The sequence below is a fragment of the Bradyrhizobium sp. 186 genome (assembly GCF_023101685.1).
Classification (GTDB): Bacteria; Pseudomonadota; Alphaproteobacteria; order Rhizobiales; family Xanthobacteraceae; genus Bradyrhizobium.
Map to the genome: position 1 here is coordinate 7,568,937 of NZ_CP082164.1, position 24,804 is coordinate 7,593,740.

At 59.2% G+C, this 24,804-nt stretch carries 23 protein-coding genes and 4 pseudogenes; 13 read left to right on the forward strand and 14 right to left on the reverse strand.

The window, feature by feature from the left end:
• Positions 1-53: 53 nt before the first annotated feature.
• Positions 54-530: a cupin domain-containing protein gene (locus tag IVB18_RS36465; RefSeq protein ID WP_247985109.1), complete on the reverse strand. Its 477-nt coding sequence runs from the start codon at positions 528-530 to the stop codon at positions 54-56.
• 131 nt (positions 531-661) lie between these two features.
• Between IVB18_RS36465 and IVB18_RS36470 the strand changes: the two genes are divergently transcribed.
• Both IVB18_RS36470 and IVB18_RS36475 read left to right on the forward strand, forming a co-directional pair.
• Positions 662-964: a helix-turn-helix domain-containing protein gene (locus tag IVB18_RS36470; protein ID WP_247985110.1), complete on the forward strand. Its 303-nt coding sequence runs from the start codon at positions 662-664 to the stop codon at positions 962-964.
• Positions 864-1,397: a hypothetical protein gene (locus tag IVB18_RS36475; RefSeq protein WP_247991963.1), complete on the forward strand. Its 534-nt coding sequence runs from the start codon at positions 864-866 to the stop codon at positions 1,395-1,397. The genes IVB18_RS36470 and IVB18_RS36475 overlap by 101 nt, the downstream gene beginning before the upstream one ends.
• A gap of 146 nt (positions 1,398-1,543) precedes the next feature.
• Here IVB18_RS36475 and IVB18_RS36480 read toward each other — a convergent pair whose 3' ends face one another.
• Positions 1,544-1,819, reverse strand: a complete 276-nt coding sequence (locus IVB18_RS36480) for an ABC transporter substrate binding protein (RefSeq protein ID WP_247985111.1) — start codon at positions 1,817-1,819, stop codon at positions 1,544-1,546.
• A 2-nt stretch (positions 1,820-1,821) separates the two neighbouring features.
• Between IVB18_RS36480 and IVB18_RS36485 the strand changes: the two are divergent.
• A pseudogene (locus tag IVB18_RS36485) lies at positions 1,822-2,654 on the forward strand (IS5/IS1182 family transposase); the annotation flags it as partial.
• A 173-nt stretch (positions 2,655-2,827) separates the two neighbouring features.
• Here IVB18_RS36485 and IVB18_RS36490 read toward each other — a convergent pair.
• The 6 genes and pseudogenes from IVB18_RS36490 to IVB18_RS36515 all read right to left on the reverse strand — a co-directional run bounded on the left by IVB18_RS36490 (position 2,828) and on the right by IVB18_RS36515 (position 9,486).
• A pseudogene (locus tag IVB18_RS36490) lies at positions 2,828-4,062 on the reverse strand (IS701 family transposase).
• 62 nt (positions 4,063-4,124) lie between these two features.
• Positions 4,125-4,966, reverse strand: a protein-coding gene (locus tag IVB18_RS36495) for an IS5 family transposase (protein WP_247801096.1) whose coding sequence is annotated in 2 segments (ribosomal slippage) — positions 4,125-4,594 and positions 4,594-4,966 — 843 coding nt in all. Because the reading frame shifts where the segments join, the coding sequence is not laid out codon by codon here.
• Positions 4,967-5,020: 54 nt separating this feature from the next.
• A complete protein-coding gene (locus IVB18_RS36500; protein ID WP_247985112.1) occupies positions 5,021-5,287 on the reverse strand; it encodes a hypothetical protein in 267 nt (88 codons plus the stop codon).
• 154 nt (positions 5,288-5,441) lie between these two features.
• Positions 5,442-5,771: a DUF2766 family protein gene (locus tag IVB18_RS36505; RefSeq protein ID WP_247985113.1), complete on the reverse strand. Its 330-nt coding sequence runs from the start codon at positions 5,769-5,771 to the stop codon at positions 5,442-5,444.
• Between the two features lie 76 nt (positions 5,772-5,847).
• Positions 5,848-7,956: a methyl-accepting chemotaxis protein gene (locus IVB18_RS36510; protein ID WP_247985114.1), complete on the reverse strand. Its 2,109-nt coding sequence runs from the start codon at positions 7,954-7,956 to the stop codon at positions 5,848-5,850.
• 513 nt (positions 7,957-8,469) lie between these two features.
• Positions 8,470-9,486, reverse strand: a complete 1,017-nt coding sequence (locus IVB18_RS36515; RefSeq protein WP_247985115.1) for a PAS domain-containing protein — start codon at positions 9,484-9,486, stop codon at positions 8,470-8,472.
• Between the two features lie 420 nt (positions 9,487-9,906).
• Between IVB18_RS36515 and IVB18_RS36520 the strand changes: the two genes are divergently transcribed.
• Positions 9,907-9,978, forward strand: a complete 72-nt coding sequence (locus IVB18_RS36520; RefSeq protein WP_247991816.1) for a CarD family transcriptional regulator — start codon at positions 9,907-9,909, stop codon at positions 9,976-9,978.
• Positions 9,979-10,244: 266 nt separating this feature from the next.
• On the opposite strand, the gene IVB18_RS36525 is transcribed toward IVB18_RS36520, so the two are convergent.
• Positions 10,245-12,650, reverse strand: coding sequence for an EAL domain-containing protein (locus IVB18_RS36525; RefSeq protein WP_247991817.1), 2,406 nt, complete (start codon positions 12,648-12,650; stop codon positions 10,245-10,247).
• Between the two features lie 187 nt (positions 12,651-12,837).
• A pseudogene (locus tag IVB18_RS36530) lies at positions 12,838-13,458 on the reverse strand (transposase); the annotation flags it as partial.
• Positions 13,459-13,512: 54 nt separating this feature from the next.
• Here IVB18_RS36530 and IVB18_RS36535 point away from each other — a divergent pair.
• Positions 13,513-14,082: a transposase gene (locus tag IVB18_RS36535; protein ID WP_247991818.1), complete on the forward strand. Its 570-nt coding sequence runs from the start codon at positions 13,513-13,515 to the stop codon at positions 14,080-14,082.
• A gap of 374 nt (positions 14,083-14,456) precedes the next feature.
• Here IVB18_RS36535 and IVB18_RS36540 read toward each other — a convergent pair whose 3' ends face one another.
• The 3 genes from IVB18_RS36540 to IVB18_RS51495 are packed head-to-tail and all read right to left on the reverse strand — an operon-like array spanning position 14,457 to position 15,458.
• Entirely contained in the window at positions 14,457-14,615 is a 159-nt protein-coding gene (locus tag IVB18_RS36540) for a tripartite tricarboxylate transporter substrate-binding protein (protein ID WP_247985116.1), read from the reverse strand.
• A complete protein-coding gene (locus IVB18_RS51490; RefSeq protein WP_253076225.1) occupies positions 14,612-15,010 on the reverse strand; it encodes a tripartite tricarboxylate transporter substrate binding protein in 399 nt (132 codons plus the stop codon). Before IVB18_RS51490 ends, IVB18_RS36540 begins: the two co-directional genes overlap by 4 nt.
• Positions 14,994-15,458: a tripartite tricarboxylate transporter substrate-binding protein gene (locus IVB18_RS51495; protein ID WP_253076226.1), complete on the reverse strand. Its 465-nt coding sequence runs from the start codon at positions 15,456-15,458 to the stop codon at positions 14,994-14,996. The genes IVB18_RS51490 and IVB18_RS51495 overlap by 17 nt, the downstream gene beginning before the upstream one ends.
• A gap of 120 nt (positions 15,459-15,578) precedes the next feature.
• On the opposite strand from IVB18_RS51495, the gene IVB18_RS36550 reads away from it, so the two are divergent.
• The 6 genes and pseudogenes from IVB18_RS36550 to IVB18_RS36575 all read left to right on the forward strand — a co-directional run.
• Positions 15,579-16,763 (forward strand): FAD-dependent monooxygenase, encoded by a 1,185-nt coding sequence (locus IVB18_RS36550; protein WP_247985117.1) that lies wholly within the window; start codon positions 15,579-15,581, stop codon positions 16,761-16,763.
• Positions 16,764-17,246: 483 nt separating this feature from the next.
• Entirely contained in the window at positions 17,247-17,915 is a 669-nt protein-coding gene (locus IVB18_RS36555; RefSeq protein ID WP_247985118.1) for a hypothetical protein, read from the forward strand.
• A gap of 284 nt (positions 17,916-18,199) precedes the next feature.
• Positions 18,200-19,015, forward strand: a complete 816-nt coding sequence (locus tag IVB18_RS36560) for a tyrosine-type recombinase/integrase (RefSeq protein WP_247985119.1) — start codon at positions 18,200-18,202, stop codon at positions 19,013-19,015.
• 272 nt (positions 19,016-19,287) lie between these two features.
• Positions 19,288-19,470, forward strand: coding sequence for a hypothetical protein (locus IVB18_RS36565; RefSeq protein ID WP_247531465.1), 183 nt, complete (start codon positions 19,288-19,290; stop codon positions 19,468-19,470).
• Positions 19,451-21,508, forward strand: coding sequence for a recombinase family protein (locus IVB18_RS36570; protein WP_247985120.1), 2,058 nt, complete (start codon positions 19,451-19,453; stop codon positions 21,506-21,508). The genes IVB18_RS36565 and IVB18_RS36570 overlap by 20 nt, the downstream gene beginning before the upstream one ends.
• Before the next feature lie 28 nt (positions 21,509-21,536).
• Positions 21,537-21,629, forward strand: a pseudogene (locus IVB18_RS36575) (integrase); the annotation flags it as partial.
• A 191-nt stretch (positions 21,630-21,820) separates the two neighbouring features.
• Here the strand turns inward: IVB18_RS36575 and IVB18_RS36580 are convergent.
• Positions 21,821-22,285 (reverse strand): hypothetical protein, encoded by a 465-nt coding sequence (locus IVB18_RS36580; RefSeq protein ID WP_247985121.1) that lies wholly within the window; start codon positions 22,283-22,285, stop codon positions 21,821-21,823.
• A gap of 1,320 nt (positions 22,286-23,605) precedes the next feature.
• On the opposite strand from IVB18_RS36580, the gene IVB18_RS36585 reads away from it, so the two are divergent.
• Positions 23,606-23,815, forward strand: coding sequence for a PRC-barrel domain-containing protein (locus IVB18_RS36585; RefSeq protein ID WP_135217292.1), 210 nt, complete (start codon positions 23,606-23,608; stop codon positions 23,813-23,815).
• Between the two features lie 484 nt (positions 23,816-24,299).
• Entirely contained in the window at positions 24,300-24,500 is a 201-nt protein-coding gene (locus IVB18_RS36590; protein ID WP_130220955.1) for a DUF6494 family protein, read from the forward strand.
• Positions 24,501-24,804: the final 304 nt, after the last annotated feature.

The window sequence follows — 24,804 nt, forward strand, 5'->3', positions numbered from 1 at the left end:
GGACAGTCCCGCTCGCTGGGCCAAGCTCACCCACGTCACAGGCGAACGACCTTTTAATGATGCCTGACCGGAATCAGCGAAGGACCGTTCAGGTTAACCGGCAGTATTTCGAAGAGCACGTGCACCATGGGTGCATCCGTCTTGTTAAAAACGGTGTGGTTTATATCGCCAGATTCAAAGAAGAAATCGCCCGGGCCGTAAACTACAGTCTTATCCGGCAAGACGTAAGTCATGTAGCCGGAGGTGACTTGGCGGATGCCGGGGCCCTCGTGATTGTGCTCGCCCACATGTCCGCCGGGGGCAAGCGTCAACTCGGTGACTCTGAGCTTGTACTTTCCATTGATCTCCTTAAGGAACCCTTCAAGCGGCGCCTCGAACTTGATTTTGGCGACCAAGCCGTTGGTATCGACTTTGACTGGGCTTACGCCTACTTGCGCGCGCGCCTCGCCCGCCTGTCCAAGCAATGCCACGAACGGTGCCGTTGCGAGAGCCAGAAGAAAATCGCGTCTGATGGGTTTATCGTTTGGCATGATAAATCTCCTGTTGCCGCTAGTCGAAGCCAATGGCAATCGAAGCTGCAGCGTAAACCGCTCGCCGAGCCCTAAACTAGTGCGAAGACCGGACTACTTCCGCACCCCCGCGCGGCGTGATACGCTCAATCATGCACCGTTACGGCCAATATTGTCCCGTGGCGCGAGCGGCGGAAATCCTTGCCGACCGTTGGACCGTGCTCATCGTCCGCGAGCTGCTTGCCGACGTTAATCACTTCAACGAACTTGAGCGCGGTCTTCCTCACATGTCCCGCACGCTGCTTGCGGGACGGCTGCGGCGGTTGCAGCAAGCCGGCGTGCTGGAACGGCGCGGTGCCTCACGGGGCAAGCAGACTGAATACCTCCGCCGGGCGCGACCTGCAATCGATTATCGACCAACTCGGCGGATGGGGAGCGCGCTGGGCTTTCGGTGATCCGCGGCCGAACGAACTCGATCCCGTCGTCCTGCTGTGGTGGATGCGGCGCCGCGTGCGCATCGAGGCCATAGGGAAACGCCGCGTGGTGATCCAGTTCGACTTCGGTGGCGGGCCGAGGCAGCGCTATTGGCTCTTGATCGAGCGCGCGGACGTTTCGGTCTGTCTCAAGAACCCCGGCTTCGATATCGATGTGATCGTCTCGACGGACATCGTGGCGTTTTATAGAGTTTGGCTGGGGCGCGTAAGCTTCTCCGAAGCCTTGCATAGGCAGCCGGTCCGGCTGGACGGGACGCCCGCCGACGTTCGAGCTTTCTCGGGTTGGTTTGCTTGGAGCCGATGGCAGACACGGGTACGCGCTGCGCTGGCCGATCGGCGGACTGCGTCGTCCAACGATCGTCATCCCAGGCTAGCCAAGAGGAGCATAGGCTGAAGCTGTTGCGTCATTCGGTATGTCCGGGTTGGGTCAATCGCGTCACTTTGGCCGTCGACAGACTACTTCCGATCTTCCTCCGGAAGCGGACATCGTCATGCCCGGTCGGCATGTCTCAAAAGTGCCAATTTCGGAAGTGAACGCACTCATTCGATCACCTCGTCGGCGAACGACAGCAATGTCGGGGGCACGGCAATGCCGAGCGCTTTGGCGATCTTGAGGTTGATCACGAAGGTAAACTTGCTCGCCTGCTCGATCGGGAGATCGCCGGGCTTGATACCGCGAAGTATTTTCGCGACATAGCTGCCCGCATGGCGAAAGCCGTCCGCGAGGTCACTTGAATAGGACATCAGAAGGCCGGCGCGTCCCCATTCCGGGTATACGCCGACCGTCGACTTTGCCGACGCGGCAACGAGAGGCATTAGAGTTCTTCCAGCACACGTTCCCGCACGAGCGCTCCGACTTGAGCCATTGGCGCAAGCGGTTCTGCGACAAGCTGGAACTGCTGCTGGCCGAGAGCCTTCGGGTGGCGCACGGCAGCGGCGCATTGCGCAGCAGGACCTGGCCCGGGTCACGGTCGATAACACGGTGCAGCCCAAAGCCATCAACTTCCTGACCGACGCCAAGCTGCTGCATGCGGCGATCCGGGGCCTGAACTGGCTGGCCACGAGGCACGGGGTTCGGCTGCGGCAATCCTATCTGGGCGTCGCCAAGCGTGCCGCGATGATGGCCGGACGCTATGCCCACGCCAAACAGTTCAACCACCATCGCAAGCAATTGCGCCTGCTGCGCGCCCGGCTTGGCTGGATCGTCCGCGACATCCGCCGCAAGATCGAGGGCAACACCGAGCTTGAGGCGGCCTTCGAGATCGCTCTGGCGCGCGCCAGCCAGATCCGCTCGCAGCAGCAGCGCCAGCGCGGCTACAAGCTCTATTCTTTCCATGCCCCGGAGACCGAGTGCATCGGCAAGGGCAAGGCCTCGGCGCCGTACGAGTTCGGCGTCAAGGTCTCGATCGTCACCACCAACGCCCGCGCTCCCGGCGGCCGGTTCGTGCTGCACGCCAGGGCGCTGCCGGGCAATCCCTATGATGGACACACCCTGCGCACCATCATCGAAGATACCCAGAAGCTCACCGGCCGTGAGATCGAGCGCGCCTATGTCGATAAGGGATATCGGGGCCACGATGCCCCGCATCCGCGCCAGGTCTTCATCTCCGACCGGAAGCGCAGCGTCTTCGGCGCTATCAAGCGTGAGCTCATGTCAGGGCCGGCCTTAGCATTACAGTTGTCTTTTTGATTTGACGTGAGCGCGTTGAGCGGCAGCCTGATGAGCTCTGCGCCAGAATGACCATGCGATGACATGCGCGGGTTGGATCCGCTTTCGAGCAAGCCTGATGGCGATGCGGCGGATTTCCTGGATTGACCAACGGATCAGCGGCGGCGTGGGTGTGCTTTGGCTTTTGCCGGGGGGCGGCGTTTGGTTTTTTTGGCGGTGGCGGATTGGCGCGATGGCGGATCGCCGCCATCATGGCGAAGGCGAGCATCACCAGGGACACGTGGCGATGCCAGCCATGCCAGGACCTGCTCTCGTTATGATCGAGCCCGAACTCGTTTTTCGCGGTTTCAAAGCTGTCCTCGATCGCCCATCGATGGCCTTCGACCGCGACCAGCGTTTCAATTGATGTTCCCGCTGGGCACCAGGTGGTGAAGAAGGCGAGATCGCCATCGGCGATATGGCGACGGATCAGCAGACCGCGCGTCCATAAACCATCATTTGCGCTGTTGAACTGCTCGACCTCGAGATCGGCCAGTTCGAGATAACACCAGTCATGCAGCCTCGGTCCTTTGGTTCCGGCTCCCGCCGACAAGCGCTTCCAGTCGGACGGGCGCCGCGTCCGGGCGATGTCTTCGGCCTTGCCGGCGACCGGCTGTCGCTTGCCCCAGGATCGGAAGACATGAGAGCTGCTGACCCCGAGCACATAGCCTTTGCCTGCCCGCCGTAGCTGCTGTTCGATATCGCCAACACCGTAGACCGTGTCACCGGCAACCCACTTGAATGGTACAGACGCGGCTATCGCACGTGCGATCATTCTCGTCGCAAGCTTTGGTTTGGTCGCAAAGCCGACATCGGCAGGCACGTATGCGGCTTCCAGACGATCTGGATCGTCAGTCCATTCCTTCGGAAGATACAACGCGCGATCGATGAACGCATGACCATGACGCGAAACGTAGGTAGCGAAGACGCCGATCTGGCAGTTCGTAATCTTCCCTGCCGAACCAGTGTATTGCCGTGCCACTCCGCATGAGGCCTTACCCTGCTTGAGAAAGCCGGTCTCGTCGATCACCAGCACCGCATCGTCATCCGCCAAATGCTCGATGACATAGTCGCGGACGATATCGCGCAGGGCATCAGCGTCCCAATCTCCACGACCCAGAATTGCCTGCTGACGCCATGGGCCAGGATCGCCAGCCGCCTCCGCGCGCATCCAGCCGGTCTTGCGCTGCTCATCTCCGAGCAGACCTTCCAGGAACAAGCCTGCATTCGTCGCCACACGCTCTTGCGTGAACAACGGACGTATCCGTTGCTTGATCTCTCGAAGCGACGCCGCCCACAACGCAAGCGTCTCCTCAACCGACGCGGCCCGCGTCCACGACATTCGAATCATGGTTGCCCATGGATTCAGAAACCCGCAAACAAAGCAACTGTAATGTTAGAGTCTGTCCGGGATCATGCTGTTTTTTGGCAGAGCTTTCGCAGCATGAGGCGGATTGAGGCGAGGCGCAAGAACGCCAATGCCTTTCGGTTGAGGCACTCCCAATCCTTGGCCAAACGGCGGCAGCGGTTGAGCCAGGCGATGGTGCGTTCGACGATCCATCGCTTGGGCAAGATCGCAAAACTCTTTGCTGTATCGGAGCGCTTGACGATCTCGACGTCGATTTGCCGGAGGATTTTGCGAACGGCGGACTGAAAGATCGGCCCCTGATAGCCGCCGTCAGCATAGAGCTTCAGCAGGAATGGATGCAGGCCAAACAGCGTGGCCATCACCAGCACCCCACCGTCACGATCCTGGATGTCCGCCGAATGCACGAGGGCGTGGAGCAGCAAGCCTTGAGTATCGACTAGGATGTGGCGCTTCTTGCCCTTGATCTTCTTGCCCGCATCGTAGCCATGCGGGTCGATCCACGCCCCCCTTTTTCCGCGCTCTTGACGCTTTGACTGTCGATGATGGCGGCGCTCGGGCTGGGTTCTCGGTTAGCCAATTCTCGACATTGTACATAGAGCGCGTGATGGATGCGATCGAGCGTGCCGTTCCAAGCCCACAAGTCAAAATAGTCGTGCACCGTGCTGCGTGGCGGCAGGTCCTTCGGGATCGCTCGCCATTGGCAACCGGTGCTCAGCACATACATCAGGCCATTGATCACCTCGCGCACATCGACCGTGCGCTTGTTGCCGCCTCGCTTGGCTGGCGCAATCAGCGGCTCCACCAACGCCCATTCCTCATCAGTCAAATCGCTTGGATAGCGTAGCCGGCTTCGGTCGTAACGACCGCGGTTCTCCTTCGTCCACATGGGCGCCCCTTCGAATCGGACCGCCACCCTTGAATCACAAATGATTCCGATGATTCAAGATGTTCCCGGACAGACACTTAGATATTTCCTATGTTGCGACGGAGAGTTAAGGAGGCTTCCGTGAACAGCTGTTGTCCGCGACCAATATTTTCGTATTTCATCGCCTCCAGCAGCAATTGCAAGCGCCTCGCGCAGCCGTAAATCACAATCATTGAACAATGCGTTTCTCAGCGCCTGCTGCGGGGCGGCATCGTCGATAACGACAATATTTCCGCATCCGTCCTCCGGCGCATGTTCTTTCAATTGAAACAGCTTGATCATGCTGCGGGCATGCTCGATCATGATGATGAGATTGGGAATGACCGCCCGATACAAAATTGAAAAAATCTCACTCGGAGATTCGCTTGGTGGTTGCCTTATGGAAGCGCCCGTCTCTGATACGTCTGTGTGCAAGACGTATTGTTAAGTAAATCTTTCAAATATCCACTTTCTTCTGTATCGCGCGCTTTATGCGCGATAGCCTTGCCGATTCGAACAACAGTGACGCGTCTATTGATTTCATTTGATGCTGGATTTTTTCACGTGTTTCCGGATCGTCGATCAAACCAACAATGCCATAAAGCGTCTTGAGACTTCTCTGCAGTACATCGATGCTGTGACTCAATGTTTCGCACCTGCTTGCGGCCGCGACAATTTGATCCGCCGTTGCTCGCGGAGGCATTTGAACAACATCGATTTGAATGGCGTCGGCAGATGGATGGGTGGGCTTGGTCGGTCTTTCCAACAGTTGAACTACGGTCCCCATCGTCTTCCCTTTTATTTCTATTCAGCAAATGTGCCAGGCGTCTGGCCCCCGGGTTGGAGGCCAGCCGTCGCCGCCATCAGGCCGCCCGCACCGTAGTCAGGAAATTTCCGACCTCCAGCTTGAGGCGGTTGCTTTCGAGGGAAAGCGATTGCGCCGACCCAAGCACCTGCGATGAGGCCGTCCCGGTTTCGCTGGCGCCGCGTTGCACGTCGGTGATATTCGAGGCAACCTGCGTGGTGCCCTGCGCCGCCTGCTGAACGTTGCGGGAGATCTCCTGGGTCGCCGCTCCCTGCTCTTCGACCGCGGATGCAATGGTCGATGAGATTTCCGAAATCCGGCCGATGGTTCCACTGATCTCCTTGATCGCGGCCACCGAGTCCTGCGTCGCCGTCTGGATGTCCGCAACCTGGTGACTGATCTCGTTGGTCGCTTTCGCGGTTTGCTCGGCGAGCGCCTTGACCTCGGATGCGACCACCGCAAAGCCACGTCCCGCTTCTCCGGCCCGCGCCGCTTCGATGGTTGCGTTCAGGGCCAGCAAATTGGTCTGTCCGGCAATGGTATTGATCAGTTCGACGACATCGCCGATCCGGGTTGCCGCCTCGGACAACGCATGGACGCGATCGTTGGTCTTTTGCGCCTGTTCCACGGCGTCGCCGGCAATCCTGGCGGCTTCCTGCACCTGACGGCTGATCTCGTTGACTGAGGAGGCCATCTCTTCGCTGGCGGACGCCACTGACTGAACATTCGCCGATGCTTCCTCCGAAGCGGCGGCGACGATGGTCGAAAGCTCCTGGGTATGCTCCGCGGTCCTGGTCAGCGTATTGGCCGCAGCTTCCAGTTCGGTCGACGACGACGACACCGTCTCGATGATTTCGCCGACTGCGTTCTCGAACTGATCGGCGAGCTTGTGCATGTCGGCCTTGCGCTGCTCGACAGCTCGCTTCTCCGTTTCCGCCTGCTCGGAGCGCAGCCGGTCGGCCTCGATCATATTGTCCTTGAAGACCTGCACTGCGCCGGCCATTTGGCCGATCTCGTCGGTGCGTTCAACTCCCGCCACGATCACCGAAGTGTCGCCGGTTGCGAGCTTGCCCATCGTTGCTGTAATGACCTGGATCGGCGTAGCGATCGAGCGTGCGGTGAAAAGTGCAATGATCCCGCCAGCGCCGAGCCCCGCCGCAAGCAGCACCCACAGCACCGTCGTCAGGAACGACATGCTCGTCTGCACCGCGAGCGCCTCTTCGGCGAGCATCTTCTTCTGGTTGGTCTTGATACCCCCGGAACGGGTACCGTCGGCGCCCTTGGGTCCATCAAGCAAATCGAGAATCTTGAGCGCGCGGGGTGCCGCCTCCGTGACGAGAATTGCGACGGGTACGTTCCAATGCGCGGACTCCCGGATACCGAAGATCTTTTCGTAAAGCGGCACAAACTCCCCTCGCGCCTTGCTGATTTTGTCGAACGATGCCTGCTGACCGGCGGTCAAAAGGCCTTTTTGGGCACTCACGGCGGCAAAGCCCTTTTCGAAGAATTCCCAGGGCCGGAAAAATTTCTCCTTGTCGCTTTTCTCACCCGACAACAGATACATGCGAAGCTGAGCCGTAGCGGCGGCGAAATTGCCACGCGTATCAGCCATCGCCTTGAGCAATTTCTTGCGCTCGGATGTCGCCTCCAGGGAGGCCTCTTCGTTGATCATGTTGGTGATCTCCGAAAATATTTGCTCGGCGCGAGGACCAGCTTCGGTCAGCAGGACCTTGGTTGCCGGCAGCGCGTCGGCGGTGAAGGCGGTCGCCTCGGCCTCGTCCTGCGCAGCGCGGAACTCCGCGAGTATTGCCTTGGTCTCGGACCATTTGCGCTTGTTCTCAGTGTTGGTGAAGTGCACGGCCCTGTCGTCGAAGGCGGCCACGGTGGTGTCCAATTCCTTCCACATCGCCGCACGATCAAGCTTGCCCTGTGGGTTGCCGGTCAACAAGTAGCCGCGCAACGTCGCCAGCGTCGAATAGAGATTGCCGACCATCTCGGTGCTCGCCAGCGCCACCGGCGTGCGCAGGTTCACCATGCGATCAACGGTCGTGGAGACTCCGCCGACGGCAAATACCGTGTATCCGACCGCCATCGCGATGATCGCGCACACGGCAGCAAAGCCAGCGATGAGCCGGCCGCGGATACGTAGTCCTGAAATGAATGGCATAAGGGATCTCCAAATTTATGCTTAAATCCGACGATGTTGAGGCTCGAAATCATGCGTTCCTTATTCGCGGGGAACATTCCGTCGCCCTCTGCACGTCCGTTCTCGGACGCGTCAGCGTGCAGGACGCATCATTAACGAAGATAATTAGAACGACGTTAAGCAAAATTTTACCAATTCTTGCAGGCACGCTGCAAAAAATGCCTCTCAATCGCGATAGCAAATACAAAAATTGCAATCGAGCGGTTGGTGAGCGCCGCACAACTACAAATTTTGCACGACGCCTGGCGATACGGAAAGAGAAGCGACTCTCAATTATGTGGCAGCGAAGTGAAATATCGGCACGATCCCGAGAATCGGAACACCGGTTCCGAACAAACCTCACGTCCAAACACGGTCGGCGCAATTTCGCGCAAGGGAATGGGTTCACTCTCGTCATCGACGAATGGAAATAATTGTGGCCGCAATTGCATGCCGACGAAGGCAGGCGAATATGCTCGCGCAGACCTGCTGCAATTATCGCGGCCGGACGCCGGGCTTGCCGATTTGCGGAAACAGCAGTTCGACCCCTGAATCCGAAAGTACTTTGCGGAATACTTCCAGCGATTCGTCGGACACCGGCAAAGCGCCGTCATATTCTTCAAGCCGCCGCACCACGCCCGACGACACGCCCGCCTGCTCGGCAAGCCGCCTGACGGACCAGTTCAAAATTCCCCTGGCTGCGCGCATTTGAGCGCCGGTGAGTCTGGACGGCGGGGCAGAGAATTCCAACTGTTTCTGGTCGTGTACATCGATGGACGTGCCCATCCACTCTTGAATGCTGCCGTCCAGGGTCAGGATCGGCGCAGCACTGCACCTGAACCACCGGTAAGCACCGTCGGGTTGCAGCAAGCGATGCTCAACCTTGTAAGGCCGTCCGGTCTCGACCGCGACCGACCAGCTTTTCAGCGCGGCATCGCGCTCTTCTTCATGCAACAGGTCCACCCAGCCATGCCCATGAACCAGCCGCGGACCGTCTTGCCCTGCAGCTTTCCAATTCGGCAGCGAGGTGATGCGGCCGTCGGAGCTGGCGGTCCACACCAGACCTTCTACCGCCCTAATCAGCGCGTCGTGGCGTTCGATGCCAGCCCTGAGTGGCTGCAACGATTCGTAGTTCTTGGTAATGTCGAGCGCAACGCCTAATAGCTTGGCGGGCTCGCCGGCCTCGTTGAACAATATCTCGGCCTGGTCGTGGACCCAGCGCAGCCGGCCATTTGGCCTGATGATGCGAAATTCACGCTCGAGCGGCAGGCCATCGAGCAGCATGTCGCCGACGTCACGCTTCAAAGGGCGATCGTCAGGATGAACTCTTTGATTGAATTCCTCAATTGACGGAGCAACCGTGCCGGGATTCAGTCCCTGTAATTCATGGAAGCCGCGGGACCATTGCATTTGCCCGGTTAAAACATCTAGACGCCAAATCCCGGCACCAAGCTTCTCTTCAAAGAAGCGAAGTGTATCAGTTGCTCCGAGGTCGCCCTCGAGCTGGATCAATTTCAAAGCCTCTCGCTTGCAGTCTCCAGGGAAAAATTCCAACTGAGCAAAATAAAATTTCCAACTCACCAAAATAGAGTAGAACGAAATTACAAGCTATTCCCCAAATGGCTTGCTGATATGCCCAGAGCTTGATGCTTGCTGGCACGCCAGCTACCCATGATCGTCTCTAGCCGGGAAGACATATTGCTCGTCAGTCAGAATTTTTCCGGGTGGTGAAGTTTTTGGGCCACACTCGGGGCAAAGCGGAGAGCTCTTGTGTCGTCGAAATTACAATGTGATTTTCGAAAATGTCATGGCCGACTTAGGTGACCTGGTGTCGCGGAAGCCGCGGGTCTACACCGACGAAGAACTCGAAAATCTCGACGATGAAGAGGCGGACGACCCCAACGAGCCATCCTAGAGAGCCAGGGTTTCAAGGTGGACGAATACGTCGTCTACCCGCAGCACGGCGTCGGCAAAATTGTGGCGATCGAGCGGCATGGCGCTTGAATCACGTCCGGAGCGACGACATCGACGCCAAAACCGGCCAAAAGGCGTTTCCGAGATTACCCACTAACTGGACATGCTGCGGACATGCCAAAATCGACGCAAATGACCCGTAACGAAAATTCTGGGAACGTCTTCGACACCACAAACGTTTGACCGCGGACGTTGGAGTCAATTTGCGTTTCCCTCGCTAAATCCCACCTCAATCACCATCTGTACCGGTTAGAGTTGAGGCCAAATCTGCCCATCCACTGCACCCTGCTTCCGTTTCAAGCGCTCTGAGCTGGCCGCAGAGGAGGAAGATCGTCGATCGCGTTCAATACAACATCCGCATGCGTGAAGTTGCGGAAGCTACCGATTGCGGCCGGACGTCCGAGCAAATAGCCCTGCATCTCGTCACACAGTTCGTCCTGCAGGAATTGCAGTTCAGCGTCGGTCTCAACGCCTTCCGCGAGCACGGGCAAACCAAGGCCACGTCCAAGACCCAGCACTGCACGGACGATGGTAGCGGCCTGACTGTTGGAATTTACCGACTTGACGAAAGAACCATCGACCTTGATCTTGTCGAACGGAAACGCGCGCAAATTGGACAGGGAGGAATAGCCGGTCCCAAAATCGTCCATGGCGATGCGGACACCGAGCGTCTTGATCTGCCGCAGCATGGTGAGTGCCCGAGTGAAGTCGCGGACCAGCGCCGTCTCGGTAATCTCAATCTCAAGACGGTGTGGCGGCAGGCCGGTTTCGAGCAGGATCTGGTGCAGCTCCCGGACGAAGCTGGCGTTGTAGAGTTGCGCCGCCGAGACGTTGACGGCGATCATCAACGGTTGCGTCCACGTTGCGGCTTCGCGGCAGGCTGTCTTTAACACCCAGTCTCCGATCTCCAGGATAGCTCCGGTCTCTTCGGCAATCGGGATGAAAGCGGTCGGTGAAATCTCGCCGCGTGTCGGATGCTTCCAGCGTAGCAGTGCCTCGAAGCCGATAGTTTTCCTACTCTGGATATGCTGCTGGGGCTGATACACCAGTCGCAACTCGTCGCGTGCAATCGCAAGGCGCAAATCATGCTCAAGAATTCGACGTTCGCGGACCTCAGCGCCCATCCTTGCCTCGAAGAAACGATAGGTGTTGCGGCCTTCGCTCTTGGCGCGGTAGAGGGCCGTATCGGCGTGGGTGAGAAGTGACTGACGATCTGTCGCGTCGTCAGGACAGAGCGCGATGCCAATGCTGGTCGAGACGTGGGTCTCCGGCGTATCGCCTGACGTGCTCAGCGCTTCCAGAATGGTTTCGGCAAGCCGGCTTGCCGCGTCGGGATTTGCAACGTCCGGTATCAGAACAGCAAACTCGTCGCCGCCCAGACGCGCCATCATCTGCCGTTCTCCAAGTACCGCGGTGACGCGTGAAGCAACTGTCTGCAACACCTTGTCGCCGGCTGTGTGCCCGAAGAGGTCATTGACTTCCTTGAACCTGTCGAGATCAAGACAGAGCACAGCGAGGCTGTTGCCGGGGGGCAATGCTGCGATCTCCTGGTCGATCCGCGCATTGAAATGGCTGCGATTGGGAAGCGAAGTAAGTGCATCGTGATGCGCCAGAAAATAGATGTGCTGCTCGGCGTCTTTGCGCGCCTTCAGGTCGCGAACGGCGACGACGTGGTGCGGCCGCCCGGCAAAAACGATCGGCCGCAGGATCAACTCAACAGGAGTCATCGAGCCGTCGAGATGGCGCAAATCCGTCTCAACCGTTTGGTTCGATCGGGACAGCAGTTTGGTGCGTGCAACCTGATCCGGAAAGCAGCGCTTGAGTCTTGCGCCGACGAGATTGGCTGTCGAGAAACCGGTCAGAAGGGCAAAACTTGAGTTGACGGAGACGATCACCTCTCCGTCGCAAACCAGAAGCCCCTCAACCGAGGCATCCGCGAGATCGCGCATCCGGTCGACTTCAAGTTCCGAACGGCGATGATCGCGGATATCGAGCACGACTCCCGCCAGCGCCAACCCAATAATGGCGAAGCTCGCGATCGCCACCCCCACCGCAAGCCATCCGGCTCGCAGCGCGGATTGCGAAACCTCGATGGTGGGATCGGGCATGATCGACACTGCGCCCATCGCTGTGAAGTGATGGCTGCAGATCGCGAGCGTCAACAGCACGGCACCGCCGATCTTCCATTTTTCTTCCTTGCCATGGAGACCAACGGGAAGCGCAACTGCACCAATGACCGCGCCGAGTACGATCGATGCGACGACAAGAACGGGATCCCACAGGATGATGCCCGCGATTTCAAATGCAGCCATCCCGGTGTAGTGCATCGCCGCGATGCCGCCGGCAACGATGGCGCCACCCACCCCTGGCCCGTGGCGCCAGTTCGGAGTGAGCGATACCGCAAGCCCTGCGGCAGTCAGCAGGATGGCCGCGACCAGCGACAGGATGGTTAATATAATATTATAGCCGCTCGGGACTCCCGGCGTGAACGCAAGCATCGCGACGAAGTGCGTTGCCCAGATGCCGAAGCCGGTGGATATGGCGGATACGGCCAGCCACACGCCTCGCATGTGGCTGCTCGATTTGCGCGCGTGGTGAAGCAGATTAATCGCGGCAAATGACGCCATGACGCAAATAAGGGCCGCGAGACCGACAAGCTTCAAATCGTGGGCCGTGGCAATGCAATTGTAGACCTTCAACATTCGACAATACCGCAAGGGCGGAGATACCGCGATTGCGGAAAACACTAGGGGGAATTGTGTAAGATGGGGTAAATGCTGACGTGACCGGCGCGGCGATTGAATAGGCGAGCCGATGTCGCTTCTGGGTCTTGGGCGTGTAAAAACACCTTTTCCAGGGAGTCGGTGAGAAGCCAAGACCGGTTCGGTCTCAGGCCATGATTGCAGCTATTAGCGGCTTGGTCCCGACGATGTTCATCACTCGTGTCAGGTTATAGGCGAGGACCGAAAGAGCCATCTCGGCGGCTACTTTTGGAAGCGTTTTGGTGAGGAAGTGTGTCGCTCCCATGCGGGCCTTCATCGTGCCGAACGGATGCTCGACCGTCTCGCGACGCTGGCGCATGGCTTGTGGGTTTGCATCAAGGCGCTGCTGCACAGCTTCGAGCAGATGCTCATGCTCCCATCGCGGAATCCGCCGCTCTGGCCCTGTCGTGCACTGCGATTTGAGCGAACAATCTTGACAAGCTGTGGTCCAGTAGCGCCGTAGCCGCTTGCCGTCCTCCTCGCTCGTAAAGCGATATGGCAGTTGCTCCCCGGCTGGACAGCGATAGGCGTCCTCCTCTGGCAAATAGACAAAGTCCTGCTTGCCGAAGCGGCCATCTGACTTGGCACCCGACGTCTGCGGCTTGGGCAGAGTTACCGTGATGCCGGCCTCGTGACACGCGAGGATCTCCAGGCTGCTGAAGTAGCCGCGATCGGCAACGGTCTCGAGCGTCTCGGTCTGGAGAACAGCCTTGGCCTGCTTGGCCATATTGGCCAGTTGTGCCCGATCTAGCGCGATCTCGAGAACCATGTTCGCGGCCTTCTGAAGAACCTCGGTCTCGTCATCGGCCGTGCCAAGTTCAATGTCTTTGCCGTGCGAGCCGAGGAGTTGATCGAGGGCCGTCCTGAGCTGATAGCTGCGATCAGACCGCTCCTCGAAGCGCGCAATCCCGTCGGGCAGCAGGTCAGCGAGCTTGACCGCAAGGTTATGAAACTGGCTCGCCATGATGCGCAGGTCCGCCGGTTCATGACCGTGCCTGGGATCGGTCCGATCACCGCGCTCGCCTTCAAGGCAACGATTGACGATCCGGCACGATTTGCGCGGTCGAGAAGCGTAGGTGCCTACGTCGGGCTAACCAGTAGACGCCATGCGTCCGGAGAGGTCGATTGGACAGGTCGCATCTCGAAGTGCGGCGACGCCATGCTACGAAGTTACCTGTTTGAAGCAGCCGGGGTTCTGCTGACGCGCGTCCCGAGGTGGTCCGCCGTGAAGGCTTGGGGGGTTAGGCTCGCCAAGCGCAACGGGCTCCGCAAGGCCAAGGTAGCGGTCGCACGCAAGCTTGCGGTCATTCTGCATCGCATGTGGATCGATGGAACCGAGTTCAACTGGTCGAAGCAGGAGATTGCTGCCTAGCGAGGAGAATACCGAGACCCTGCCAAACAGGCGGGAAACGACGTCCCTGCCGGGACGATGGCGATGGTGAGTTCGACCGATTTTGTGCGAGCGTCCGAAAGGCCGACCGCGATTGCAACATTGAACCGCCAGCGTCACCTTACGCCATCATGCGGAGGGTTCACCCCTACCGCGGAGAGAACAGTGGGCCCGGCAAGGATGATCGTTGGAGAGCTTGACACCCAGACCCGGAATTAGAGAACAAAATCTGCCAATAGCGGACATGGGTCTCGTTCCGGCGGCGATCTTGCTCTCGTGCACATTGACCAGGGGGCTGGTTTGCTCCCAGAGCAATTCACTTTCCGAACAGTGATCTGCACGGGTGGTAGCTCTCGTCACTGGATCTTAACATTTGCCGCTTTGATCACGGCGCGCCATCGATCGACCTCGTCGTGCATGTATTTGGACGTCTTCGCGATCGAGCCGCCGAAAATCTCGGCAGATAGCTTCTTGAGGTGATCTTGCAACTCGGGCTGGTGCAGAGCTTCGTTCACATCGGCATTGATTTGTCGACAATGTCCTGAGGGGTCTTCGGAGGCGCCACGATGGCATACCAGGCGACCGCTTCAAAGCCGGGCAGCATTTCAGCTATGGTTGGTACGTCAGGGAGGGCTGGAAGCCGTTGGGCCGAGGCAACCGCCAGCAACTTGATCTTGCCGGAAGCAACTAGCGGCAGCGAGACACCAAGATTATCGAACATCAGATCGACATCCCCAGCAATCAGCCCCTGCAGCGCCGGAGCCGAGCCGCGATAGGGAATGTGGCGTAGCTTTACATTTGCCATTAGCTGGAAGAGCTCGGACGTAAGATGCGAGGTAGTTCCGTTCCCTTGCGTAGCGGCGGTGATCTTGTCGGGATTTCTCTTCAGGTGTTCAATCAACTCGCTCAAGTTCGATGACTTTACATTGTTTGGATTGACGCATCAGTGCGTTCGGCACCTGGGCCATCACAATAATTGGTTCGAACTTTAGGGGGTCAAATGCCAAGTTGGGATAAAGATTTTGGTTGATCACGAGCGGCGGTGGCGGTGATGAGAGCAATGTGTAGCCGTCGGCGGCTGAACGATAGGCCTGTTCTGCGCCGATGTTGCCGGCGGCCCCGGTGCGGTTCTCGATGATGACTGGCTGGCCCCATTTGCGTGACAGCCAGTCAGCAACCACCCTTGGCAGCAGGTCGGCTGTTCCTCCGGCCGGGAATGGCACAATAATTCTTACGGTTCGGTCGGGGTAGCCATCGGCCCACACCGGGCTCTCAAATGAATCGATTGCTGCGAGGCAAAGTGCGAGCCCGATCGCAGTTCGGCTAAAGGTTCGGATTCGCCTGAACGCCTCGCACATGCGAACTCCCTTGATATCTCCGGCGCGCTTGCGCATTGCGATGGCGATACTGCTTCACTCTGTGTAAGGATACAACACGGCATTCGGTCCGATGAGCCCAGTTGCGTTGAGGAGTCTTCCATGACCGATAAGGGGCTGAGGGTTGTGGTCATTGGTGGCGGGATCGGTGGCTTGTTCGCTGCGAACGCGCTGATTGCCCATGGGTTTCAGGTCTCAGTATATGAGCAAGCCCCGAGTCTAGGCGAGGTCGGTGCGGGAGTTTTCCTGACGCCGAACAGCGTGCGTCAACTTCAAAGGGTAGGCCTAGGACAGGCAGTAGAAAAGTTGGGAGCCAGGGTCGGATCCGGCTCTCAATACTTTCGTCACAACGGAGTACCCATCGCGCCGGTGCAGGTAACGGACTCCGTGGGTTGGAACGCGACATTCGGAATGCACCGCGCCGACCTTGTCGAAATCTTAGGCACCGCCCTACCGCGAGACGTGGTGCACACTGACCACCGCTGCACCGGCTGTGAGCAGAGCGGTGACGTGGCTCGGGTATCGTTCTCGAACGGTGCCTTCGCCGAGGGCGATCTTGTCATCGCCGCCGATGGCATCCACTCGGAGCTTCGGCGGAAGGTAACTCCTCCCTCTCATCCAGTCTTCTCAGGGTCCGTAGCTTACCGGGGCGTTATCTCGCACGATCGTGTTCCGGATTGGCCAACTGGCTCCTGGTTAATGTGGCTCGGCAAGGGCAAGCACTTTCTGACCTTTCCCTTGCGTGCCGCGCAACTGATCAACTACGTCGGTTTCGTGCCGGCTGACGAAGAGATGAAGGAATCCTGGTCAGCGCCCGGTGATCCCGATGTGCTTCGCCGCGAGTTCGCTGGCTGGGACCCGCGGATCGGGTCATTGCTGAGTCAGGTTCAAGCGACGTTCCGATGGGCTCTTTATGACCGCGAGCCACTGCCGACCTGGAGCCGGGGACGTCTGACACTGCTGGGCGATGCGGCACATCCGATGTTGCCTCACCTCGGACAGGGAGCGAACCAGTCAATTGAGGACGGAATGGCTCTTGCGACGATCTTGGCGCGCGCGAACCGGAAGACAGTCGCGCCGGCTCTGCTGGCTTATGAAGGTCTCCGCCGTGAGCGGGTTAATTCAATTCAGCGTGGCGCGCGAGAAAACGGCCTCAGATACGACTCCTCCAGTTCTGATCTCGGCGTCAGAGACGCTCAGATCGCCGCTCACGCCGCTTTTCGACGGCGGCTTTACGACCATGACGTCGTCCCGGAAGCAGAAGCCGCAGCACTGAGCCTCAGATGATTCCTTACGAGCTGCAGGAACCTTGTAAATCGCAGCGCGACCTCCCTTGCCACAGAGGTGTCAACCAGCGCGAGCTGAGGCGAACTCCAGCGATGTTTGAGCAGGGGACGCCCGGCCCATCGGCCAACAGCAACATGATCGAGCGGTTGACGAACCTTTCTTCCAAAGGGGCGGAGCCGCAACGACTGATCGAGGGGCTTCGAAAGGCATTTAAGGATTGATCCGAAACGGTCCGACTTCGTTCTGCACGCCGCCATGCGCGACGTCCGGTTTGGGGGTCAAACGCGTCATTCTGACCGTGCGTCAGCCACTTCCGGTCTACGTCCATCAGCAGACAATTGCAGAGCCGGTCAGCTCTTCGCATTTGTGCCAGAAGGCGACGTCAGCAGAGAAATGCACAAATCTACGTTTGGCCTTTACCATCGCTTCAAGCTTGCTTCGCTAAAATCGTGCTCGCCCTCTCATGCAACAAACAAGACACACTTGAGCGACAGTTCCAACTCGGCGCCCTTCGACGCACGTCAGCTTCGTCTCTGGCTTGCGACGCTTTCGCTCGGCGATCTGTCCGTCAATGAGGGCGCTGCAGCGCGTCCCGGGAGCACGATGGTAACCGGGGTAGGCAGTGCCAACGAGGCATTGTGGTCGCAGATGGAGTACGCGGGTTGGACGCAGCAGATCACAACCGATGCTCTGTCCATACCGAGCGTGACAAGCGCCTACACGCTCACCGAAACCGGTGCCCGCGCCGTGACGAAGGCGCTTGCTGAGCTCGTCTCCTGGAATGCCCAGATCTTGGAGATATTCAACAGCTTCGACCTCCACACCGCGCCAGAGCACGTGCGACAGTTGAGCAGCCTCTCCGGCCGCCTAACTCTTCGAACAGCGGCTCAACTGGCCATCGCAAAAAAGGCGAAGCCCGCAACCGAAGAAGCTCAAGCTCGGCAGCGTGAGTGCATACTTGCACTTGACGAAATAAGTCAGGGCGTGCTGACGGCGGGGCAATACATCGTTGAAGCCGTTGCGCTTGGCCCCGAAAGCGATGCTGGACGAGACCGCTTGGAGCAGACCAACAAAGGCCTGCGCTATACCGAACGGTGCCTGACGGAGTGGGCGACCGAGATGCGCGCTAAGCAATCCCGACCGCCTTCCTGAGCTGCGGCAGCGCACGGACAGGCTGATCAAGGTCCGCTAAGGGTTAATCGCGTTGGTTTCGCGCTCGGCTGCAAACTTCCGGTCTGCCCCTATGAACCGGCATGTAGCTGCACCGCGTCAACGGAAGCGATGGGCCATGGCACGAAATCGCTGCGCGATAGCCCGCTGAAGCGGGGGGCTTAGCCGAGGGTGCGGTAACCTATGAGAGATCATCGGTAGCCGGCCGGTCGGCCTGTCTTGAAGATCGAGGGTGTCGTCAACCTCATCCAAGACAGGAGTTGCCCATGAGTACGGTTACGGTCAGCCCGTTGCGCCAGCGCATGATCGAGGACATGAATGCACGCAAGCTCTGCGCGGGGACGCAGAGGGGTCATATTCACAGCTGCAAGCGGTTTGCTAGGTTTCTCAAGCAGTCCCCGGACACGGCCACGGCGGAGGATATCCGCCGGTTTCAACTGCATCTTTCCGAGACGGGCGCGAGCATCTGCAATCGCAACCGCATCATGACCGGGTTGCGGTTCTTGTTTCGCGTGACGTTGCGGCGACTGGATCTTGCGGCCGAGATTTATCACCTCCGTGAGCCGCAGAAGATTCCGCTGGTGATGAGCCAGGACGAGACCCGGCGCCTGCTCGCGGTCGCGAGTAGCCTCAAGGTGCGCGTGCTGCTCAGTCTCGGCTATGGCTGCGGCCTGCGCGCCGGCGAGGTGGTCAGGCTGAAGGTCAAGCACATCGATAGCGCGCAGAGGATCATTCGGGTCGAGCAGTCCAAGAGCCGCAAGGACCGCAATGTCATGCTGTCGCCCGACACGCTCGACCTGCTGCGCCAATGGTGGAAGACGCGCCCGCCGAGTTACGATTCCACAACGCCCGTGGCGGAACGCTGGCTGTTTCCCGGCCGCAAGCCCGGTAAGCCGGTGACAACCCGCCAACTCAACCGCCTGTTCCATGAGGCGGCCGATGCGGCCGGAATCCGCAAGGGCGTAACGCTCCATGCGCTTCGACACTCCTTTGCCACCCATCTCCTTGAACGTGGCACCGATATTCGCGTCATCCAGGCGCTGCTCGGAAGGGCGACATACTGCCCGCGAACAACAGGCTGAAGCACGCATCACTTACCGATTTCATCCTCGCTTCGGGGAGACGGTAGGTGTTAGGCGGCGGCTTGAGCGAGGTGGCGCCGCGTTTCTCGTTGTTCACCAACTTGACGGCACCTTTGCCTGCCTTCCGGCGTGGATGACTGACGAGGCTGCGTCCCGATTCGAGATCAGCGTTGAGCCGCATTTTCCCCTGAATGTTCTTCGCTCCCTACGCAACGAGGTCGATGCGCTTCTAGGCTTTCTGGCGTCCGAATCAAAAACGGAGCGACTAGAGAATGACGCAGCGATCCGAGAATTTCCAGCCAAGCCTGTTCGAGGCCGAGCGACCGTGCGTCGAACTGCGTGCAGCTCAAAAGAGCGAGCTCGCGATGGTCATCGAGGTGCTGCTGCGCGAGATCGCGGCGGCGCTGGCAAAGGCGGCAAGCGGGGGGAGCGGCGATGACCAAAATCACGACTGAGCATCTCGCCCGCAACGCCTGCGTCTACATCCGGCAATCGACAGCAGACCAGCTCGCGCATAATCATGAGAGCCGACGGCGCCAATACGGCCTCGTCGATCGCGCCAAGCAGCTTGGCTGGAGCAACGTCGAAGTCATCGACGACGACCTCGGCCGGTCCGGCGGCGGCATCGCGCGTCCCGGCTTCGAGCGGCTGCTTGCAACGATCTGCGACGGCCGTGTCGGCGCTGTGCTCGCGATCGAGGCGTCGCGTCTTGCCCGTAATGGCCGCGACTGGCATACGCTGATCGAGTTCTGTGGATTGGTCGGCACGCTCATCGTCGACGAGGACGGAATCTACGATCCTCGCCATCCCAACGATCGGCTGCTGCTTGGCATGAAGGGCACGATGAGCGAGCTTGAACTCTCGATGTTCCGCCACCGCTCGCAGGAAGCGCTGAAGCAGAAGGCGCGCCGCGGCGCGCTGGTCCTCGGTGTCGCCGCCGGCTATGTGAAGATCGGTCGCGATCGCATAGAGAAGAATCCGGACAAACGCGTGCAGGACGCCCTGCAGCTGGTCTTCACCAAGTTCGCCGAGCTGCAAAGTGCTAGACAGGTGCACATCTGGCTGAGAGAGGAGGGCATCGAGCTGCCGGTCAAGTCGCGCCAAGGAGAGGCGCACGGCGTCGTGTGGCGACTGCCGGCCTACAACATCGTGCACAACATCCTGACCAATCCGATCTATGCAGGTGCCTACGCGTTCGGGCGCACGACGAGCCGTGTGAGTGTCAAAGGTGGACGCAAGCATGTCCGGCGTGGTGTGCAAAAGCCCATGGCGGAATGGGATGTCTTGATCAAGGATCACCACGCGGCCTACATCACCTGGGACGAGTTCGAGCACAACCTCGAGGTGATCGCCAACAATGCGACCGGCATGAGCAGCGCACTCGCTCGCGGAGCAGCTCGTAAAGGCGAGTTGCTGCTGCCCGGACTGCTGCGATGCGGCCACTGCGGCCGCAAGCTCCATGTGCACTACAGCGGCAAGATCGGCCGCTACAATTGCTACGGTGCGCGTACGAACCACGGTGCCGCGCGCTGCATTTCGATCAGCGGCTTGAGCATCGACGCAGCGATCAGTAACGAGGTCCTGCGCGTGCTGAAGCCGCTCGGCGCCGAGGCAGCACTCAAAGCGATCAAGGCGCAATCGAGCACGACGACCGCGGCCGAGCGCCAGCTGGAGCTGTCGCTGCAGCAGGCGCGCTACGAAGCCGCGCACGCGCGCCGACAGTACGACGCCGTCGACCCGGCAAACCGGCTGGTCGCCGGCGAGCTGGAGCGCCGCTGGAACGAGGCATTGCAGGCTGTCGCAAAGCTTGAAGGAGAGATCGCCGCCCTGATTGCGCGCCGTCCGCCGCCGTTCGGTGAGCCGGAGCGCCAGCAATTGGTGGCGCTCGGTGCTGATCTGGAGCGCGCCTGGTTGCATCCCGCTGCAACCGCCGCAACGCGCAAGCGTATCCTTCGCGCGGCACTCACGGAGATCGTCGTGCGCAGGGACGGCGCAATCATCCATGCGGTCCTGCACTGGCAAGGCGGCGATCATACCCAACTGCAAGTCAAACAGCGACTGAATGCGGCCGGCCGGCACAATCCACGCATCCCCGACGACACGATCGCACTCGTGCGTGAGCTGGCGCGGCTGATGCCCGATCGGCAGATCGCGCGCCTGCTCAATCGCGCTGGCGTGGAGACCGGGCACGGCAATGCCTGGACGCAAGAGCGCGTGTGCGGCTTCCGCAATCACCACGACATCGCCGTCTTCCGCGACGGCGAGTGGGCGGAGCGCGGCGAGATTACGCTCGAAACGGCAGCAAAACTCATCGGCGTCTGCAACATGACGGCGTTGCGTATGCTCCGCCGCGGCGACATCAAAGGCCGACAAGCTTGCGTGGGCGCGCCTTGGGTGATCAGGGCCGAGGACTTGGCAGGTTTCGCCAAGGGAAAGCGTCGGAAGCCTCCGCTAACACAAAATGCCACGCAGCAGGTCTTTGACTTTCAATGAGTTAGCCGAGGTGCATTATGAATCGTGACTACTGGGGCATACAAAGATCGAAAGCACGGTCAGATATCTCGGCATCGAAGTAGACGATGCCCTCGCAATAGCGGAACAAGTTGATGTCTGAAATACCCGGGCAGAGCGGACATGCTCTGCCCGTCCCTGTATCAGCGGGTAACGTCCCACGTCCCATCTGGAGGTGACCGGTCGGCAATATTGACAGGCAACCACGCAGAAATTTTCTCCTCTGGGTGCCAGCACGGGAGTGATAACCGAGAGCTCCTTACCTGACACGATGAAAAGCTGAAATTTCGTGTTTCAGCAATCGTACAGACGCACGCCGACAACGGAATGGCCCTGAATTTTGTCCAGTATCTGTACCGTAGCGCGTTCGAATGCAGATTCACGCAACGTCGAAGGAAGGTTTCCAGTATTTTGTTCCTGAATGCGACGCCCCGCGATCAGCGAACTGATGCCAACTATTCCCGCCTTGCTCGCTTTCATGTCGGCGCTATCAGCTTGCAACGCCAGTTTCGCGGGAGTTAAATCGAGCGGGGCTAGTTCGCCATCGGGCAGCACCTCTTGAACCGAGAACGCCGAGTTTTTTGTCCAGCCAACAATTGTGTCCCCTTCAACAACTGCAGAGAGGTATGCGGAAATCACCTTACCGCCCGGTGAACAACGATCTTTGGCTCCAAGCGCTTTATTCGCGCTTATGGGCATCCAGCGGTTACCTCGCAGCACCAAGTGGCAACCAGCAATGCGTCGACCCTGATTGGTCATGAAATGCTCGCACTGAGTTTCGACGTAGGTTCGAGCCGGCGGGCCACACTGTTCGCGTAGCGTGACTAGAAACCTAGCACGAAAGTTATTTCCCGTTGACACTTGGACGTTGCGACGCTGGCGGCCGTGGGGCAATTTTCAAGGTTTGCGTAAATGCCGACTTGCGTACTGGGTAGAAATGGTCCTCGCGGCCTTAAAACGTGACTTCCGGTCTACCCCGATCGACGGACATCGTCAGACGGTCCGGTTGGTCCGGTTCGTGCCAATATCGGAAGTAACGGACACGAAGTTGCGGCGTAGGCAGAGGCAGCGTTCAATCCGACAGACGAGGAATGCGACGTATGGATGCGAGCGCGATGGGATGTGAGGCAAAGGCGTTACAGCCTTGCTTGCCGAACGGGCGCGATGCCCCATGACTTAAGGCAGCGTCGCCAATGCATTTCTGAGTTACACCGGCCGTTTTAGCCACCAGAGCGTATCAAATACGGATCCACGGACCCAGCTAATCGGTCCGTCACTTGTATGGCGGCCGGCGTGGACTGCTTTTCGCGATGAAGCGAGCCGACGGAATTCACGACCAGCCCACTACAAGCAAGAACAGCTATCGCAATCGCAGCGAGATATTTGGTCCTCATGACGATGGTCCCCTTTATCGCCCCATGAACTAACCGGATGGCCCCATGAACTAACCGGATCGCCCCATGAACTAACCGGATCGCCCCATGAACTAACCGGGCACTCTCAGAAATGGTTCCCGAACGCTGCGGCCCAATGTTTTCGGCCGCAGCGGAAGTTGCTTCCATGGCGCCAGCGACTAGCCGCTGGGGCAGGTTCCTCCTTCGGAATGGAACATCGCGGTCGCGATCAGAAAATCAAGGAACGAAAGCGTCCGCCAGGCTTTAGAAAAACTGAGGCCGTCGCTCGCCGGTAGTAACACGGCGCATGTCGCGGATAGCCAAAGGTCGTGGCGAACGACCCGCTGTTCTCAATACAAGCGCTCGCGCAGATAGCCAAAAGCGACGGTCTCCGGTTCTATTCAAAATCGCCAGCAGTGCCCCGATCGGTTGCGGGGAGAGTGCACGGCGTGCTGGCGGAACCGAAGGCTCCGTCATGCGCAACCGAATTGACATTGACCACATACACAGTCGGGCCATCGTTCGAGAGATCGGCGAGAGACTACGTGCGTCGCTGAAACCAGAGCCGGAACTACCGGCGGGCCTGAGAGCGCAAATCGATCGGCTCCGCGAATTCGAAGCGGCCGAGCACTGGAACAAGTCGCGCGGTTGAGCCGCAGTCGGCTCGGCGGAACATGGATGAACGATGCCGCCGGTGAAGCTTCGTGCATCGACGATCTTGAATGAGTACGGTAAGGCGCAATCCGAATTGATCGGCAAAACCGTCGTCCTTACCGACGGAAAGGCAGGCACGGTCGAGAACGTTTGGCTGGATGAATTGCACGGGCTTCGGATTTCAATCAAAGGTCATGACGGAAGATGGCCGGTCTCAACCATCAAGTTCGAGGAGAACTAGACCCTCGCACCCGCTGCGCACCACCCATAGCGCGCTATTTCAGAACATTCCGATCAGGATGAAAAACCCGATCTCAATCAGGAACGTCGTGCTCATAACCGCGACCGTAAGGAACACGTCGCTCGCCGAAAGAGGGTTCATGAATGCCTCGCATCTTGCGAAGCCCCGGGAGCAAATCATTCAGGCTAGAAAATGTTTCAGTTCCAAACGCAGACGGCGCGAGATGCGAGCGGGGCGGACATCCGAGGCGGCCTAAGGCAAGGCCCGCTAATGGGTCACAAGCGGCGGTCGGGGACAGCGCCAGCCGTGTCCGGTCCACCTCAAACGGCCGACCTTGCAGCCTCAGGTGTAGTCTTCAGCTCCGGGCCGACGTTGTAGGCAATCAGGTTGAGGAGGAAGTCGGCGGCGACGCGAGTTGGGCCTCGATGTTTGGTCTTTGCTCGCCTCGTGTTAGACTTCGCCTGCCCGACCAGGGAGAACAGCCATGACCGCCGAGTTCGATGAAGACCGCTTCAATATGGCTATCCGTAAATTTCTGAAGCATGTCGGAGTTACATCGCAGCGTGAAATTGAGAACCTGGTGCGTAGCGGGGCGGTGAAAGGTGGCAAGCTCAAACTGCGAATGACACTGTCCGCTGAGGGGACGCCGCTGAAACATGTAGTCGAGGAAACAATCGCACTCTGACGATGTCCCGGCTGCCCCGGCATTGCCGCCCTCTTGGTGGAGCATTCAATCCTGTTGATTTCCAGCCTTTGGGTCAAATGCGGGCGGTCGAGGCAAGTGCAGCTCGGCGTCCGATTTACCAGCGACAGCGGACATCACGGCGGCTCAAGCGCTCTTTGGCTTAGGGCCAGAAGCGGTCGACGCAGCCTGGCGCGATGTTCGCCAGCTTCCGCCCTCAATAGCCGACATGAGTGGTTGTTACGTTCTTCTACTTAGGCCGCAGCGGAAGTCGCTCGCCCCAAACTTTTCCGCCCGCACGCACATC

Coding starts and splice junctions, on each gene's coding strand:
- IVB18_RS36510 (WP_247985114.1), bottom strand. CDS start 7,956: ATGCCATTCATTTCAGGACTACGTATCCGCGGCCGGCTCATCGCTGGC.
- IVB18_RS51495 (WP_253076226.1), bottom strand. CDS start 15,458: ATGTGCGAGGCGTTCAGGCGAATCCGAACCTTTAGCCGAACTGCGATC.
- IVB18_RS36560 (WP_247985119.1), top strand. CDS start 18,200: ATGAGTACGGTTACGGTCAGCCCGTTGCGCCAGCGCATGATCGAGGAC.
- IVB18_RS36465 (WP_247985109.1), bottom strand. CDS start 530: ATGCCAAACGATAAACCCATCAGACGCGATTTTCTTCTGGCTCTCGCA.
- IVB18_RS36580 (WP_247985121.1), bottom strand. CDS start 22,285: ATGACCAATCAGGGTCGACGCATTGCTGGTTGCCACTTGGTGCTGCGA.
- IVB18_RS36505 (WP_247985113.1), bottom strand. CDS start 5,771: ATGGGGACCGTAGTTCAACTGTTGGAAAGACCGACCAAGCCCACCCAT.
- IVB18_RS36565 (WP_247531465.1), top strand. CDS start 19,288: ATGACGCAGCGATCCGAGAATTTCCAGCCAAGCCTGTTCGAGGCCGAG.
- IVB18_RS36590 (WP_130220955.1), top strand. CDS start 24,300: ATGACCGCCGAGTTCGATGAAGACCGCTTCAATATGGCTATCCGTAAA.
- IVB18_RS36500 (WP_247985112.1), bottom strand. CDS start 5,287: ATGATCAAGCTGTTTCAATTGAAAGAACATGCGCCGGAGGACGGATGC.
- IVB18_RS36480 (WP_247985111.1), bottom strand. CDS start 1,819: ATGCCTCTCGTTGCCGCGTCGGCAAAGTCGACGGTCGGCGTATACCCG.
- IVB18_RS36525 (WP_247991817.1), bottom strand. CDS start 12,650: ATGTTGAAGGTCTACAATTGCATTGCCACGGCCCACGATTTGAAGCTT.
- IVB18_RS36585 (WP_135217292.1), top strand. CDS start 23,606: ATGCCGCCGGTGAAGCTTCGTGCATCGACGATCTTGAATGAGTACGGT.
- IVB18_RS36550 (WP_247985117.1), top strand. CDS start 15,579: ATGACCGATAAGGGGCTGAGGGTTGTGGTCATTGGTGGCGGGATCGGT.
- IVB18_RS36470 (WP_247985110.1), top strand. CDS start 662: ATGCACCGTTACGGCCAATATTGTCCCGTGGCGCGAGCGGCGGAAATC.
- IVB18_RS36570 (WP_247985120.1), top strand. CDS start 19,451: ATGACCAAAATCACGACTGAGCATCTCGCCCGCAACGCCTGCGTCTAC.